Source organism: Paractinoplanes polyasparticus, from assembly GCF_019710575.1.
In the GTDB taxonomy this organism is placed as follows: domain Bacteria; phylum Actinomycetota; class Actinomycetes; order Mycobacteriales; family Micromonosporaceae; genus Actinoplanes; species Actinoplanes polyasparticus.
In genome coordinates this window covers 1-12714 of the sequence record NZ_JAHWFK010000006.1, presented here as the reverse complement: position 1 = coordinate 12714, position 12714 = coordinate 1, and the positions used below count along the sequence as shown (strand labels likewise).

Sequence of the window (12714 nt, the reverse complement as noted above, 5' to 3'; positions counted from 1 at the left end):
TCGTCGCCGGCGCCCGGCCGGCCCGCGATCCGACGGAGGTGGACATGCGAGCGATCCTGCGAACCGCCGCGGCCGTGACGATCGGAGTCTCGGCCACCGCGGCCGCACCCGTCCTCACCGACGGTTTCGAGCAGCCGCCCGTTCCGCACAGCTACCAGCGCCTGACCGCCGGCCACCAGTTCGGCGCGTGGACCGTGACCAGCGGCGACGTCGACCTGACCACGACCGACCTGTGGAGCGCCGCCCAGGGCCGCCAGTCCCTCGAGCTCGACGGGGCCGCCCCGGGCACGGTTGCCCGCACGTTCAGATCCACCCCGCTGCTGACCTACCGCATCTCGTACGCCCTGGCCGGCAACTACGTGGGCGCCCCCGCGATCAAGACCGGCGAGGTGCGCGTCAACAACAGGATCGTGCAGCGGTTGTCGTTCGACACCACCGGCAAGTCGCGCAACAACATGGGCTACACCCGCCACCAGGCGTACGTCCTGGCCAAGAGCACAAGCCTGCGCCTGGAGTTCGCCAGCACCACCACCCCCGCCGGCCACGGCCCGGTGATCGACGACGTCAAGGTAGACACCTGCCTGGCAATCCTCTGCCCCAAGAGCGCAGCCACCCCCGCCTGAGACCAGGTCAGATCAGTCGAAGCGGTCCCTACAGCGCCCAGTAGCAGTAGAGATGCCACCCGTTGGCTCGCCGGGCCGGACCAGCCAAGCGGACAAGGAAGTCGGCAATGCCCGCAGGATCCAGCCCGGCCAGCTCCTCGGTACTGGTCAGACGTAGGGCAGCGGCATCGAGCGTGGCGGGCGCGGCATCGGCCAAGGCGTCCCGCAGGGTGTCGGTGACCGCGACGATCACCTGGTCCACATCCCAGCAGCGGCGATGGTGTCGTCAGGCGCCAAGAAGTAGTCGGCGGAACCACCCCAGCGGAACCACCACGCCAAGCTGAACCACGACACCGCAGGGTTTCCGGGGGCTCGGCCCCCGGAGCAGATATGACGAGTGCCCCGTGTCCGCGCTTTTTGCGGACACGAGGCACCAAAACTCGTGGAGCTGTGGGGATTTGAACCCCAGACCCCCTCGATGCGAACGAGGTGCGCTACCAGACTGCGCCACAGCCCCTTACCAGCCCTCGGACCGCAGTCCGTGGAACCGCAAGAAGGCTAACAGGTCGCGCGCCGCTGCCGCGAACCGACCCCACCTATGCGGTGTGGTGTCGGCCGCCCGCTTCGTAGGCGCGGCCTCGCAGGCCGCCCACCCGGCGGTAGTGGACCGACGGCGCGGCGGCCGGCGGCTCGTCGCGGTCGAGGCCCATGGCCGTACGCCGGGCCGCCTCCCGCTGGGCGGCCAGCTGCTTCTGCTTCTCGCGGCGGTCCCGCGCCCGGCGGGCCTGTTCCCGGCGGACCATCGCCTGCTGGGCCGCCAGCCACGCAGCCTCCCGGGCCTCGACGCGGCGCCGCCGGCGGTCGGCCAGGGCACGGTTGCGCAGGTGCACCAGGTCGAAGGCGAGCAGCATCCCGGTGACCGCGAAGCCGATCCAGAAGCCGGGGCCGACCGCGGCCACGCCGATCAGCTCGATCACGTTGAGCAGCAGCAGGGCCGCGAAGACACGGCGACGGCGGACGACCGCCGGGGTGTGCCGCCGTGGGGGCGTGCGGCGGATCGGGCGGCGGCCCGGCGTCACCAGGCGCAGCCGGCGCTGAGGCTTTTCCGGAACGGCCGGGACCGTAACCGTGACCAGGCGTCCGGGGTTGATCGGTCGGCGTCCGGGCACGGTGCGGTGACGGCGCCGGCGCTGTAGCACCCTCGCCGTGGACGACGCCCGCTCCGCGGCGAGCCGCTCGGTGGCGTCGTACCGGCGAACGAGCGCCGGCGCGAGGGCGAGCAGTCCGGCCGCGGCGAGGACGGCGAGGAGCACCGAGGTCGGCACCCTCACCCCTCCCGTCAGCTACGGGCGGTCCGCCATACACGTCTCCGGTGGCGGACCGCAAGACCCAATCTCCCCGAGGCTACGGGCGCGAGCTGCGGAAACACGCTCGACGCGCCGGGCGTGTCGGGCGTAAGGATCAATAGGCACACGCGGGTCAGGCCCGCACGCGCCGCCACCGTGCCATCAGGCCGCCTTCGGCGGCGACCTCCTCGCTGGTCAGGGCATATCCAAGGTGATCACGCCAGGTGCCGTCGATGTGCATGTAGCGCTGGTGGTACGCCTCTTCGCGGAAGCCGAGCTTCTCGACCACGCGGCGGGACGGCCTGTTCTCGGGCCGGATGTTGACTTCGATGCGGTGCAGGCCGCCCGGCCCGAAGGCATGGTCGACGGCGAGCGCGAGCGCGGTGGGGATCACGCCCTGGCCGGCGACACGATGGTCGACCCAGTATCCGGCGTACGCGGAACTGAAGGCTCTTCGCACGATGTTGCCGAGGTTGAGGTGGCCAACCAGCCGGTCCTGGAAAAGGACCGCGAACGGCATGCTCTCGCCTCGGCGGGCAGACCGGCGCATGTCCTGGTAGACGTAGCCGTACGCACGTGTCGAGTTCATCTCGGACCAGGGGCCGGGCGGAGCCGATTCCCAGGGGGCGAGCCACTTCTGGTTGGCGATGCGCACGTCGGACCAGGCCCGGCCGTCGCTTCGCTTGTAGGGCCGCAACACCACCGGGCCGTCCGCCAACACGGCGGGCCACCCGGGCGTGGACCCCAGCATCTATCGCCTCCGGTTGAGAAGCAGAACATCCACGGTCGAGCCGGCGGCCGCCGTGGTGACCCGCTCGCCGAGCACCAGCAGTCCGTTGGCCTCGGCCAGGCCGGAGAGAGTGTACGGCCCGCCGGCCAGCGGTTGCACCGTATGTCCGCCGCCGCGCCGCTCCGCCACGTGGGCCGGGCGGAATTCGCGCAGCCCGCCGGGGGACGACACAGTCTCGAGCAGATGGGCCTTCACGCTGGGCCGGAACACCGGTTCGGCCCCGGCCAGCAACTGGATGACCGGGCGGGCCAGCACCTCGAAGCCGATCAGCGCGGCCCCGGGCTCGCCGGGCAGGCACACGACCGGCACTTCTTCGCCGCCGACCGTACCGAAGCCCAGCGTGGCGCCCGGGCAGAGCGCGACGTCGGTGAACTCGACGGCGCCCCGGCCCGGATCGCGGCGCGAGAGCACCCGCCGCAGCATGTCGCCCGGGCCGGTGCCGGTGCCGCCGGTGGTGATGATCAGGTCGGCCCGGAGGGTCTGGTCTTCCAGCAGGCCACGCAGGCCTTCCGGGTCGTCGTCGCAGATGCCGATCCGGTACGCCAGGGCGCCTGCCTCGACCGCGGCCGCGGTGAGCGCGTGCGAGTTGGCGTCGACGACCTGGCCGGGCTGGCTGGGCCGGCCCACGTCGACCAGTTCGTCGCCGGTGGCCACGACCACGACGCGCGGGCTGGGCCGCACGACGACGTGCCCGATGCCCGAGGCGGCGAAGGTGGCCACCATCGGCGGCGTGACGTAGGCCCCGGCGGGCGCCAGAACCTGCCCCGCCGCTATCTCGTCACCGGCCCGGCGTACGCCGGAACCCCGCTTCGGCGCGTGCAGGATCTCGACCGCGGCCATGCCCTGGTCGGTCCAGTGCACGGGCACGACCACGTCGGCGCCGATCGGCAGCGGCGCGCCCGCGGCCACCGAGAAACACGTGCCGGGGTTGAGCCGCACCGGCCGCCAGCTGGCCGCGCCGAGGTCGCCCACGACGTTGAGCCGCACCGGCCGGCCGCCCTCGAACCGCCCGAAGGAAGGGTGGGATCCCACCCGTCCCGCTCCGGAGAGGTCTTCCCACCGGGCCGCGTACCCGTCGATCGCGGCCTGGTCGAAGGCCGGGAAGGGGTGTGGCGCCAGCACGTCGTTGGCCAGCACGTTGCCGTGGGCCTGGGTCAGGTCGAGGTCGAGCGGAGGCAGCGCCCGTAGCCTGCGCAGCACGCTGCCCAGGTATTCGGCGAGAGGCTTCAGCTCGTTGGCGGCCGCCTCGGCATCGGCCGTGGCCGTCATCCCTTCGCACCGCCGGCGACGAACTCGGCCAGCCAGCTCCGGAACTCCTCGCCCAGGTCGTCCCGCTTGGACGCCAGCATGACGACCGTCTGCAGGTAGCCCAGCGGCATGCCGGTGTCGTAGCGGTGGCCACGGTAGACGATGGCGTGCACCGGGACGCCGTCGGCGAGCAGCTGCGCCATCGCGTCGGTCAGCTGGATCTCGCCGCCGCTGCCGGGCTTGGTGTTCGCGATGGCCTCGAAGATGCTCGCGGGCAGGATGTACCGGCCCAGGACGGCCAGGTTGCTCGGCGCTTCCTCGGGCGACGGCTTCTCGACCAGCCCGGTGACCTTGACGGCGTCGTCGCCCAGGTCGGACGCCTCGACCGAGGCGATGCCGTAGCGCGACGTCTCCTCCGGCTTCACCTCGCCGAGGGCGAGCACAATTCCGCCCGTACGGGCCTGGAGGTCGATCATGTCGGGCAGGAGCGGCTTGTCCTGTTCGACGAACTCGTCGCCCAGCAGCACGGCGAAGGGCTGGTCGCCGACGTGCGAGGCGGCGGTGCCGACCGCGTGGCCGAGGCCGAGCGCCTCGCCCTGGCGGACCGTGTAGATGTCGGCCAGCTCGCTGGTGCGCCGGACAGCGGCGAGCCGCTCGAGGTCGCCCTTCTTCTCGAGCCTGTCCTCGACGTCGGGCCGGCGGTCGAAGTGGTCGACCATCGAGGTCTTGCCGCGACCGGTGACCAGCAGGACGTCGGTGATGCCGGCGGCGGCTGCTTCCTCGACGATGTACTGCAGCACGGGCCGGTCGACGACCGGCAGCAGCTCCTTGGGCACGGCCTTGGTGGCCGGCAGGAACCGGGTCGCCAGGCCGGCCGCCGGAATGACGGCCTTCACCGCCCGACGGCCGGACTCGTGCGCGTTCGAGGTCATCAAGGTCACCGCACCTTCGCTCAGTCGTGCCCGTGGTATGCCGCGAGACTATCGGCCACGTCTGCGTTGCGGCGGTCGTGGCCCGCTCGGCACAGCCGTCGTCGCATCAAAATCTCCATCATGATCGCCCGGCGAAACCCCTGACTTCGTCACATCCGCGGGTTCGGCCAACCGATATGTGTCGCGCCCGGCGTTTTTGGCCGCGTACAGCGCCCGGTCGGCCGCCGCGAGCACCTGGAGTGAATTCTCACCGTGCTCCGGGAAGACCGCCACTCCGATGGACACGCTGATCGGCACCTGGACTCCGTCGATCGACACCGGCTGGGCGCGCACAGCGGCGCCGAGGCGCTCGGCGACGATCGCTCCGCCGTACGCGTCGGTCTCGGGCAGCAGCACCACGAACTCCTCGCCGCCCTGACGGAACGCCACGTCGACCTCGCGCAGGCCGACCCGGATGCGCCGCGCGAACTCGCCCAGCACGGCGTCGCCGGCGGCATGCCCGTACGTGTCGTTCACGTCCTTGAAGTGGTCGAGGTCGAGCACCAGCACCGCCAGCATGCGCCCGAAGCGGCTCGCCCGCTCCACCTCCCGGCGCAACGATTCCCGCAGGTAGCGGTAGTTCCAGAGGCCGGTCAGGGGGTCGGTGAGCGAGAGCCGCTGCGCCTCCTCGTGCAACCGCACGTTGTGCACCGCGACGCCGGCCTGTCCGGCGAACGTGCGCAGCGTGCTGAGGTCGGAGTCGTCGAAGCTGTCGCCGCCGACCCGGTCGTAGAGGGCCAGCACGCCCAGCGTCTCGGGAAAGGGAACCGGGTCACCCGGCTCCTCGGGGACCCCCGGGGCACAGATGGGCACCGCCACATAGGTGCGGCAGGGCGGTTCGGACGAGGCAAGTTCGCCCTGGCCACGGCGGGGTTCCCCGCTCGCGGCGACGGCGCCCAGCACCCCCTCGCCGATCGGCAGGCGCTGCTGGGGCAGCTCGGCCTCGGGGACGTCCCAGCGCCCGGCCAGGCCCACCCCGCACTGCGCGACCAGCTGGCCCGACGGCCGGTCGATCAGCAGCACCAGGCCGGCCCGGGCGCCGGTCGCGGCCAGCGCCGTCCGCAGGATCACCTGCAGGATCCGGTGCAGGTCATGCGTACTGGAAAGGGTCTCGCCGAGGATGGCGAGGTGGCCGCGCAGCTGGTCGCGGCTGGCGGTCAGGGCCTGCACGTAGGCCTGGAGCTCGCGGGTCATCCGGTTGAAGGTCGCAGCCAGGCGCCCCAGCTCATCGGGGTGCGGGATGGGGACGCGGGTGTCGAGGTCGCCTTCGGCCACGCGGCCGGCGGCCCAGGCCAGCTCGCCGAGCGGGCGAGTGGTGGAGTGGGCCAGCCAGCGCGCCACGAGCACGGCGGCCAGGGCAGCGGCCAGAACCACGGCCGGAAGGACCGCGTACAGAAAGATCGGTCTGTGCGGGGGGAGGGTCACCGTCAAAGCGAGCGGCTGGCCCGGTTGCGGGGTCATTCGGCGGCGTTCTCCGCTGGGCTGCTTTCTTTCGGTTAGCTCGGGCGCAGTGACGGCGACGTCGGCCCCGGCAGCCGCCTCGAGCCGGGCCAGGAATCCTTCGTCGATGGTTTGAGCTGCGGTGATGGTGAGATCGCCGGTGACCGCTCGGGCGGCGATCACGTTCATGGGTCCGCCGGTCGGGGACGCGCAGTCCGGCCGGCCGCCGATCTTCCCATCGTCCGGGCGTGGGGCTGTCCCAGCGATGCGGATGTCGGTGGCGAGGCCTCGGGCGATGAGCCGGCCCACCACGTCCTGCCTGTTCGCCGCGGGCACTGTCGCCACCGTGTCCGCCGCCGCCTGAAGCTGCTGGCAGGTGGCGGCCATGCTGGTGCGCACCGTGGCGGCGGCGTGGTCGAGCCGCTCGGCTGCCCGATCCCGGCTCACCGTGGCGACCGTCATGGCGACAAAGATGGACCCGAGCAGGACCGGACCGAGAACGACCACCAGAAAGGCAGTGGTGAGCCGGCCACGCAGCGTCACGCGTCCTCCCGGCAGTGGCCCTCTTTGGAGCGATGCTGACATAGTGTGCACCGTTTGCCGCTTTTCAAAAGGGGGTGTTGTGTGCCCGATTTAACCCGTGATGCGGAAGGATCTCGATCCGCCAAGATCGCGCTCCGCAACCGCCTCCTCACTTCTCGTCGCTCTCTCACTTCCAACGAGCTAGCCGCGGCGGCCGCACAGGTTCAACAGCAGACCCTTTCCCTCGTACGCCGTGAGGGGGCGGCCGTCGTGGCGGCGTACATGCCCATCGGGTCCGAGCCGGGCGGGCCGGGCCTGGTCGAGGCACTCGCTGCCCAGGCCCGCGTGCTGCTCCCTGTCCTGCTTCCCGACGGCGATCTGGACTGGGCGGCGTTCTCCACGCTGACGGCCGGGCCGCGGGGACTGCTCGAACCGGTGGGACCGCGGCTCGGGATCTCGGCGATAACCACCGCCGACCTCGTTCTGGTTCCCGGGCTGGCCGTGGATCGCGCCGGCCTGCGGATGGGGCGCGGGGGTGGCTCGTACGACCGGGCGCTGTCCCGGCTGCCGGCCTCGGGGGGACCGCTGGTGGTGGCGTTGCTGCACGACGGCGAACTGGTCGAATCGGTGCCGGCCGAGCCGCACGACCGCCCGGTTCATGCGGTAATCACCCCCGCCGAAGGGCTGACCGTTTTTGCCAACCGGTCGGTGTGAGCGCTCAGACGCCGCCCCGAGTGGACGAAATGACCTCCGATGGCGCAACATTGGCACTCGGAGCTGGCGAGTGCCAGCAGCCGACAGATCCGGAGGAGCCGTGCCTACCTACCAGTACGCCTGCACCGAGTGCGGACATCAGCTCGAAGCCGTGCAGTCGTTCTCCGACCCGGCGCTGACCGAGTGCCCGAACTGTGCCGGCAAGCTCCGCAAGGTCTTCAACTCGGTCGGCATCGTCTTCAAGGGCTCGGGCTTCTACCGGAACGACTCCCGCTCCGGCAACGTGAGCGCCGAGAAGTCCGCAGGCAACGAGGCCGCCAAGAAGTCCGACGCACCGTCCACGTCGTCGAGCGATTCGTCCTCGTCGTCGTCCACCACGCCGTCGACCACGTCGTCCTCGTCGTCGTCCAGCTCCTCGAGCTCGTCGTCCTCGAGCTCCGGCAGCAGCACGAAGGCCACGACCTCGTCCTGACCCACCACGCCACCGACCGCGCCAGGCCTCCGCGCCTGGCGCGGTTCGTCGTGCAGTAGCCACGCCGCTCGACCAGGCCCGGCTCCGGCCGTGAGCACACCGCGTCGTCGGCGGCTGGGCCCGCGTAGCACATCCAGGCCGCGCGAGGCGGTTATCCACAATTGCGCTCTGTCCACAGGCTTGGGGCGAGCGATCTCTGCTTCCGCCTAACGTTCGCCCCGGCGCCGCCAGACCGCGACGCCAGAGCGGAAGGGGCAGTCGATGGGCAGATCCAGCACATCCCGGTTGGGCTCCGCCCTGCCCCAGGCGCAGGGATCGCCGAGCCGCGACGGCGGCGAAGGACGCCTCGATCCTGTGCGCTGGCGCCCGCCGGCCCGTGGCCTGCTGCTACGCCTCGTAGCGGTCGCGCTCCTGCTGGGCACCGCCGCTCTGGTGTCGTGGTCACCCCCACCGGCCTGCGACCCACCGGTCTACACGGTTCCCGCGGCGGGCTCCGCTCCACCGTCCACCACGCCCGGCGCGCGGTCCGTCCCCACCGGCAGCATGGGTGTCCCCGTCCGCCTGTCCGACCCCGCCGCGTTGGCGCTTGTCGAGCCCGGCAACCGGGTCGACCTGCTACGCCTCGACGAGGCCGACGGCAGCACCACCCAGGTGGCCGCGTCCGCCCTCGTCCTCCAGGTGACATCCCCCGACGACCCCACCACCGGTGGCCTGCTGCTGGCCCTCTCCCCCACCGAGGCCCAACGCGCCGTAGCCACCCGCGGGCAAAGCTTCAGCGTCCTGATCCGCCCAACCTGACCCACCACAGACTCTCCTGACGTGCCAACGTCAGCCACGCCGACAGATCAGCGCCCCACAACGCCGAGCAGGCCGCCACAGCGGAATCAGCACCGGGCCCGACACAAAGCGGGGTGGCCCCAGCCGCCGCGATTATCAGCGCCGCGGTTCACCAATGCTGTGACGGACGCTCTGCGCTTGCCGACAGTGCGGTGACCAGCGCAAAGGCGCGGTCGAAGATCCGCCAACGCGCACCCACGTCGGGGCCACCAGCAGCCGGCCCTGCTGGCGCCGCTTTTGATCGCCGGCGCGCCTGGGTCCGATCTGCGACTGGCGCCGCCAGAACACACCGCCTACCCACGATTGCCGACGCTACGGACACCAGCGCGGTAGCCGAGCCTCGACGCCGGTCGCCGGCGCGTGGTCCCGAGCGGCGCTGCCGACACCACGACCACCAACGCACAGGTCTGCTTGCGGACGCCGGCGCACGATTAATGAGCCGCGGGACTCTGACCTGCGGTTGCTGGCTTTGCGGTCGTCGGCCTGCGGTAGCCGGCGCGGATCACCAGTGCGGCGGGCGATCCTCCAGGAGGCGCTCGTCGTTTTCGTATGAGCGCTCACCCCAGCCGCGCTCGGTGTCGTCGCGGGTCTGGTCGGGCAGCACGGTCGCCTCTTCCGAATCGAAGTCAACTTCGCGCTCGGCGTCGTTGTCGCGTTCGGGCTCATCCAGGATGTCCACGTCTACGAGCCTAGGCCCGCGCCGCTGCCGAAGTCTTCCCCCTGCGGCTGTACCGTCGGTGAACGTGACCACCCCCACCGGCGTCCCGGACGACGCGTACTGGCAGCGACCGGACCCGAACTCCGCCGTGCCCGCCGGGGAGCCGGAAAAGCCCACCCCACAGCCCGCCCCCATTTACCCGGGCCCGCCGCGTACCCCGCCACCCTCCGCCAACTGGCGCCCGCCCACGATCGCCAGCCCACCCCCGCCGCGCAGCATGCCCACGCAGGACATGGATGCCCTCGACGACTCCGAGGGCTCCGCTCGCACGGTCACCTACGGCGTGGGCCTGGTAGCCGGAGCCATCGCCCTGATCCTGCTCTGCCTGCTCTGCGCCCGCTTCCTCTTCTGACCCGCAACCCAGCACCCGCACCCCAGCACCCCCTAACCCAGCCCAGCAACTCGGGCCCTAGCACTCCACATCCCAACGCCCGGGCCCCAGCACCCCGCACCCCCCGCACCCCCGGGCCCCGGCACCCCGCATCCCAACACCCCGGCCGCAGCACCCCGCACTCCAGCGCCCAGGCCCTGGCAACCCGCACCCAGCCCCAGCGCCCCGGGCCAGTCCATGCCACTTCGCCTCAGCATGAGCCGGTACCACCGAAGGCTCCTCCAGCAGACGCACCACCTCGCGTCCGGATCCAGGTAGCGAGAGCCGCAAACCCCCTCCTCCGGACGTGAGCGATGAACCTTCGCGCCAGGAAACGACGACCGCCCCGGAGGGCTGAGCCCCGGGGCGGTCGAAAAGCCGGATACGCCGGCGCGGTGGCTCTAGTACGTGCCCCACACGGCGGTCGCTCCCGAGTCGCCGGTCTGGAAGACGAAGTAGCCCGAGAGCGCGGCCAGCACGATCAGCGCGACGGCGCCGCCGAGTTCGCCCGGCAGTGGGAGGCGGGTGCTGCCCCGGCGCCACGTCAGGGCCACCATCACGAGGCTCACCAGGCCCAGGCCGAGCGTGAGCCAGGCCGTCAGCTGGCCGTACCCCATGTGGTCGTCGAGAATCTCCTTGCCGGGCCCGCTCAGCCCCTGGTCGAGCAGGCGGTTGTAGAGCTGCGTCCCCGAGGCCATCGCCACGAAGGCCGACGCCGGCGCGACGATCGCCAGCAGTCCGAGCGCCCAGCCCATCCGGGGCCGCCAGCGGGGAACCAGCGCGTAGACCACTGCCCCCAGCGCTAGCAGCGGGACGAAAACGACCGCCGCGTGCAGCACGAGCACGTGCACCGGCAGGCCGTTGATCTGGTCGAACACGACGCCTCCTCATGAACTGGTGGGGCCGCCAGCTTAGAAGTATCTGACGACGCAAGCATTGCTTCGTCTCCGCTTACGCCCATCGGCCGGTGCCGGTTCACCGCTTCAGCCGATCTTGACCAACTAGTGCTCGACCAGGCTCTCAGATGATCGAGCGGTTGGGGTTTGCGGCGAAGCATGTTGTCATTGAGCAATGTCCACCGGCGAGAACCTGCTGCGGGAGCACGGCCTGCGGGTCACCAAGCCGCGCCTCGCGGTGCTCGAGATCCTCGCCGAGGGCGGCCACCTGGAAGTCGACGAGATCGCCCGCCGGGCCCGCACCCGGCTCGACTCGGTCTCGACCCAGGCGGTGTACGACGTGCTGGGCGCCCTCTCCCGCGCCGGCCTGGCCCGGCGCCTGGAGCCGGCCGGCAGCCCCGCCCGCTACGAGGCCCGAGCGGGCGACAATCACCACCACGTCGTCTGCCGGGGCTGCGGCGAGATAGCCGACGTCGACTGCTCGGTGGGCGAGCGCCCCTGCCTCACCCCCGCCTCCGCCCACGGCTTCGAGCTGGACGAGGCGGAAGTGACGTTCTGGGGCCTGTGTCCCGCCTGCCAGAAGCGCCGAGCCACAGACGCAGCCTGAGCAGAACCGACAAGCGCCGCCACGGACTCAGCCTGACGAAGCAGAGCCGACAAGCGCCGCCGCAGACCCGACCTGATGAGGCCGAGCCGAATTTGAAACTGAACGGGTTCAACTTTGGGCGCCGGGCGTGGCACTGTGGAAGGCATGAGTGTTGACGTCGGGTTGTTCGGACCGGAGTCGGTCACCTGGAAGCTGCACCGGGAGCCGATCCTGCTGATCGGCGGCCTCCGCTCCCTGTATCTGCAGGCCCTGCATCCGCGGGCGGTAGCCGGCGTGGCCCAGAACTCGGGATACCGCGCCGACCCGTGGGGCCGCCTCAACCGCACCTCGGAGTACGTCGGCACAGTCATCTACGGCACCACCGAAGAAGTCGAGCGAGCCGCCGGCCGCCTGCGCCGGCTGCATTCGCGCATGACCGCGACCGACCCGCGCACGGGCGAGACTTTCCGCATCGACGAGCCCGACCTGCTGCGCTGGGTTCACGTGGCCGAGGTCGAGTCGTTCCTGACCACGGCGACCCGGGCCGGCCTGAAGCTGACTCCGGACGAGGTCGACCGGTATTACACCGAGCAGCTGAAGGCGGCCGAGCTGGTCGGCCTGGACCCGTCGACGGTGCCCGCCACGGCGGCCGAGGTCGAGGCCTACTACGAGGCCATGCGTCCCGAGTTGTCTCTCACCAGGGACGGGGCGGAAACGGCCGCCTTCCTGACCGTGCCCCCGGTGCCCGACTTCTTCGGCAACCGGGCTCTGCGCCTGGGCCTCACCCTGGGCCCCGCCCGCTGGGCCTATCTGGGAATCGCCGGTACCGCGATCGGTCTGCTGCCGCCGTGGGCCCGGCGGCTCTACGGCGGGCTCGGCTGGCCGACCACGGATGTCAGCGCCGACCTCTCGGTGCGGGGCCTGCGCCTGCTGCTGGCCGGGGTGCTCAACACGCTGCCGAGCAGGTACCGCACCGCGCCGATGCGCCAGGCCGCCCTCGACCGGGCCAACCTGACCGAGGCTTAGGGTCTGTTTCGCAGCGGGGGTGGGAGTGAGGCGTGGTCCAGATTTCGTCTGGTGGCGTCCCGGCGGGATCTGGGCCTCGCCGCAGCCCCGGCCCCGCTGCGAAACAGAACCTAGCTTGAGTTTTAACCCGTGCGGCGGGGTCGAGGGGTGGTCGTGGGCTTCTTGGATTGTGTGTC

At 71.3% G+C, this 12714-nt stretch carries 15 protein-coding genes, 1 tRNA gene and 1 pseudogene; 7 read left to right on the top strand and 10 right to left on the bottom strand.

What is annotated here, in order from left to right; translation table 11 throughout:
* Positions 1 to 44: 44 nt before the first annotated feature.
* A complete protein-coding gene (locus tag KXC43_RS08820) occupies positions 45 to 623 on the top strand; it encodes a DUF642 domain-containing protein (protein WP_221375489.1) in 579 nt (192 codons plus the stop codon).
* 28 nt (positions 624 to 651) lie between these two features.
* On the opposite strand, the gene KXC43_RS08815 is transcribed toward KXC43_RS08820, so the two are convergent.
* From KXC43_RS08815 to KXC43_RS08785, 7 genes are all read right to left on the bottom strand, one after another.
* A complete protein-coding gene (locus KXC43_RS08815; RefSeq protein ID WP_221375488.1) occupies positions 652 to 855 on the bottom strand; it encodes a hypothetical protein in 204 nt (67 codons plus the stop codon).
* A 190-nt stretch (positions 856 to 1045) separates the two neighbouring features.
* Positions 1046 to 1119 (bottom strand) — tRNA-Ala (locus KXC43_RS08810).
* Positions 1120 to 1198: 79 nt separating this feature from the next.
* Positions 1199 to 1927, bottom strand: a complete 729-nt coding sequence (sepX, locus tag KXC43_RS08805) for a divisome protein SepX/GlpR (protein WP_221375487.1) — start codon at positions 1925 to 1927, stop codon at positions 1199 to 1201.
* Positions 1928 to 2081: 154 nt separating this feature from the next.
* A complete protein-coding gene (locus KXC43_RS08800) occupies positions 2082 to 2699 on the bottom strand; it encodes a GNAT family N-acetyltransferase (protein ID WP_221375486.1) in 618 nt (205 codons plus the stop codon).
* Positions 2700 to 4007: a molybdopterin molybdotransferase MoeA gene (locus tag KXC43_RS08795; protein WP_221375485.1), complete on the bottom strand. Its 1308-nt coding sequence runs from the start codon at positions 4005 to 4007 to the stop codon at positions 2700 to 2702.
* Entirely contained in the window at positions 4004 to 4918 is a 915-nt protein-coding gene (locus tag KXC43_RS08790) for a UTP--glucose-1-phosphate uridylyltransferase (protein WP_221375484.1), read from the bottom strand. Before KXC43_RS08790 ends, KXC43_RS08795 begins: the two co-directional genes overlap by 4 nt.
* A gap of 48 nt (positions 4919 to 4966) precedes the next feature.
* A complete protein-coding gene (locus KXC43_RS08785; protein ID WP_438870864.1) occupies positions 4967 to 6859 on the bottom strand; it encodes a diguanylate cyclase in 1893 nt (630 codons plus the stop codon).
* Positions 6860 to 7021: 162 nt separating this feature from the next.
* Here KXC43_RS08785 and KXC43_RS08780 point away from each other — a divergent pair, with 162 nt between their 5' ends.
* Complete coding sequence (locus KXC43_RS08780; protein ID WP_221375482.1) at positions 7022 to 7633, top strand: 5-formyltetrahydrofolate cyclo-ligase; 612 nt, start codon at positions 7022 to 7024, stop codon at positions 7631 to 7633.
* 70 nt (positions 7634 to 7703) lie between these two features.
* Positions 7704 to 7826 (top strand): annotated as a pseudogene (locus tag KXC43_RS52640) (FmdB family zinc ribbon protein); the annotation flags it as partial.
* A 62-nt stretch (positions 7827 to 7888) separates the two neighbouring features.
* On the opposite strand, the gene KXC43_RS52635 reads toward KXC43_RS52640, so the two are convergent.
* Complete coding sequence (locus KXC43_RS52635) at positions 7889 to 8110, bottom strand: hypothetical protein (RefSeq protein WP_308129021.1); 222 nt, start codon at positions 8108 to 8110, stop codon at positions 7889 to 7891.
* A 256-nt stretch (positions 8111 to 8366) separates the two neighbouring features.
* Here KXC43_RS52635 and KXC43_RS08770 point away from each other — a divergent pair, with 256 nt between their 5' ends.
* A complete protein-coding gene (locus KXC43_RS08770) occupies positions 8367 to 8903 on the top strand; it encodes a hypothetical protein (RefSeq protein ID WP_255643770.1) in 537 nt (178 codons plus the stop codon).
* A 541-nt stretch (positions 8904 to 9444) separates the two neighbouring features.
* On the opposite strand, the gene KXC43_RS08765 is transcribed toward KXC43_RS08770, so the two are convergent.
* Positions 9445 to 9621: a hypothetical protein gene (locus KXC43_RS08765; RefSeq protein WP_221375480.1), complete on the bottom strand. Its 177-nt coding sequence runs from the start codon at positions 9619 to 9621 to the stop codon at positions 9445 to 9447.
* Between the two features lie 64 nt (positions 9622 to 9685).
* On the opposite strand from KXC43_RS08765, the gene KXC43_RS08760 reads away from it, so the two are divergent.
* Entirely contained in the window at positions 9686 to 10012 is a 327-nt protein-coding gene (locus KXC43_RS08760) for a translation initiation factor 2 (RefSeq protein ID WP_255643769.1), read from the top strand.
* 419 nt (positions 10013 to 10431) lie between these two features.
* On the opposite strand, the gene KXC43_RS08755 is transcribed toward KXC43_RS08760, so the two are convergent.
* Positions 10432 to 10908: a DUF2231 domain-containing protein gene (locus tag KXC43_RS08755; RefSeq protein WP_221375478.1), complete on the bottom strand. Its 477-nt coding sequence runs from the start codon at positions 10906 to 10908 to the stop codon at positions 10432 to 10434.
* A gap of 193 nt (positions 10909 to 11101) precedes the next feature.
* Between KXC43_RS08755 and KXC43_RS08750 the strand changes: the two genes are divergently transcribed.
* Positions 11102 to 11533, top strand: coding sequence for a Fur family transcriptional regulator (locus tag KXC43_RS08750; protein ID WP_221375477.1), 432 nt, complete (start codon positions 11102 to 11104; stop codon positions 11531 to 11533).
* A gap of 144 nt (positions 11534 to 11677) precedes the next feature.
* Positions 11678 to 12538 (top strand): oxygenase MpaB family protein, encoded by an 861-nt coding sequence (locus KXC43_RS08745; RefSeq protein WP_221375476.1) that lies wholly within the window; start codon positions 11678 to 11680, stop codon positions 12536 to 12538.
* Positions 12539 to 12714 lie beyond the last annotated feature (176 nt).

Bases quoted from the DNA above. Each gene is read 5' to 3' on its own strand.
- KXC43_RS08820 (WP_221375489.1), top strand. From the start codon at position 45: ATGCGAGCGATCCTGCGAACCGCCGCGGCCGTGACGATCGGAGTCTCG.
- KXC43_RS08800 (WP_221375486.1), bottom strand. From the start codon at position 2,699: ATGCTGGGGTCCACGCCCGGGTGGCCCGCCGTGTTGGCGGACGGCCCG.
- KXC43_RS08795 (WP_221375485.1), bottom strand. From the start codon at position 4,007: ATGACGGCCACGGCCGATGCCGAGGCGGCCGCCAACGAGCTGAAGCCT.
- KXC43_RS08790 (WP_221375484.1), bottom strand. From the start codon at position 4,918: ATGACCTCGAACGCGCACGAGTCCGGCCGTCGGGCGGTGAAGGCCGTC.
- KXC43_RS08785 (WP_438870864.1), bottom strand. From the start codon at position 6,859: ATGACGGTCGCCACGGTGAGCCGGGATCGGGCAGCCGAGCGGCTCGAC.
- KXC43_RS08770 (WP_255643770.1), top strand. From the start codon at position 8,367: ATGGGCAGATCCAGCACATCCCGGTTGGGCTCCGCCCTGCCCCAGGCG.
- KXC43_RS08750 (WP_221375477.1), top strand. From the start codon at position 11,102: ATGTCCACCGGCGAGAACCTGCTGCGGGAGCACGGCCTGCGGGTCACC.
- KXC43_RS08745 (WP_221375476.1), top strand. From the start codon at position 11,678: ATGAGTGTTGACGTCGGGTTGTTCGGACCGGAGTCGGTCACCTGGAAG.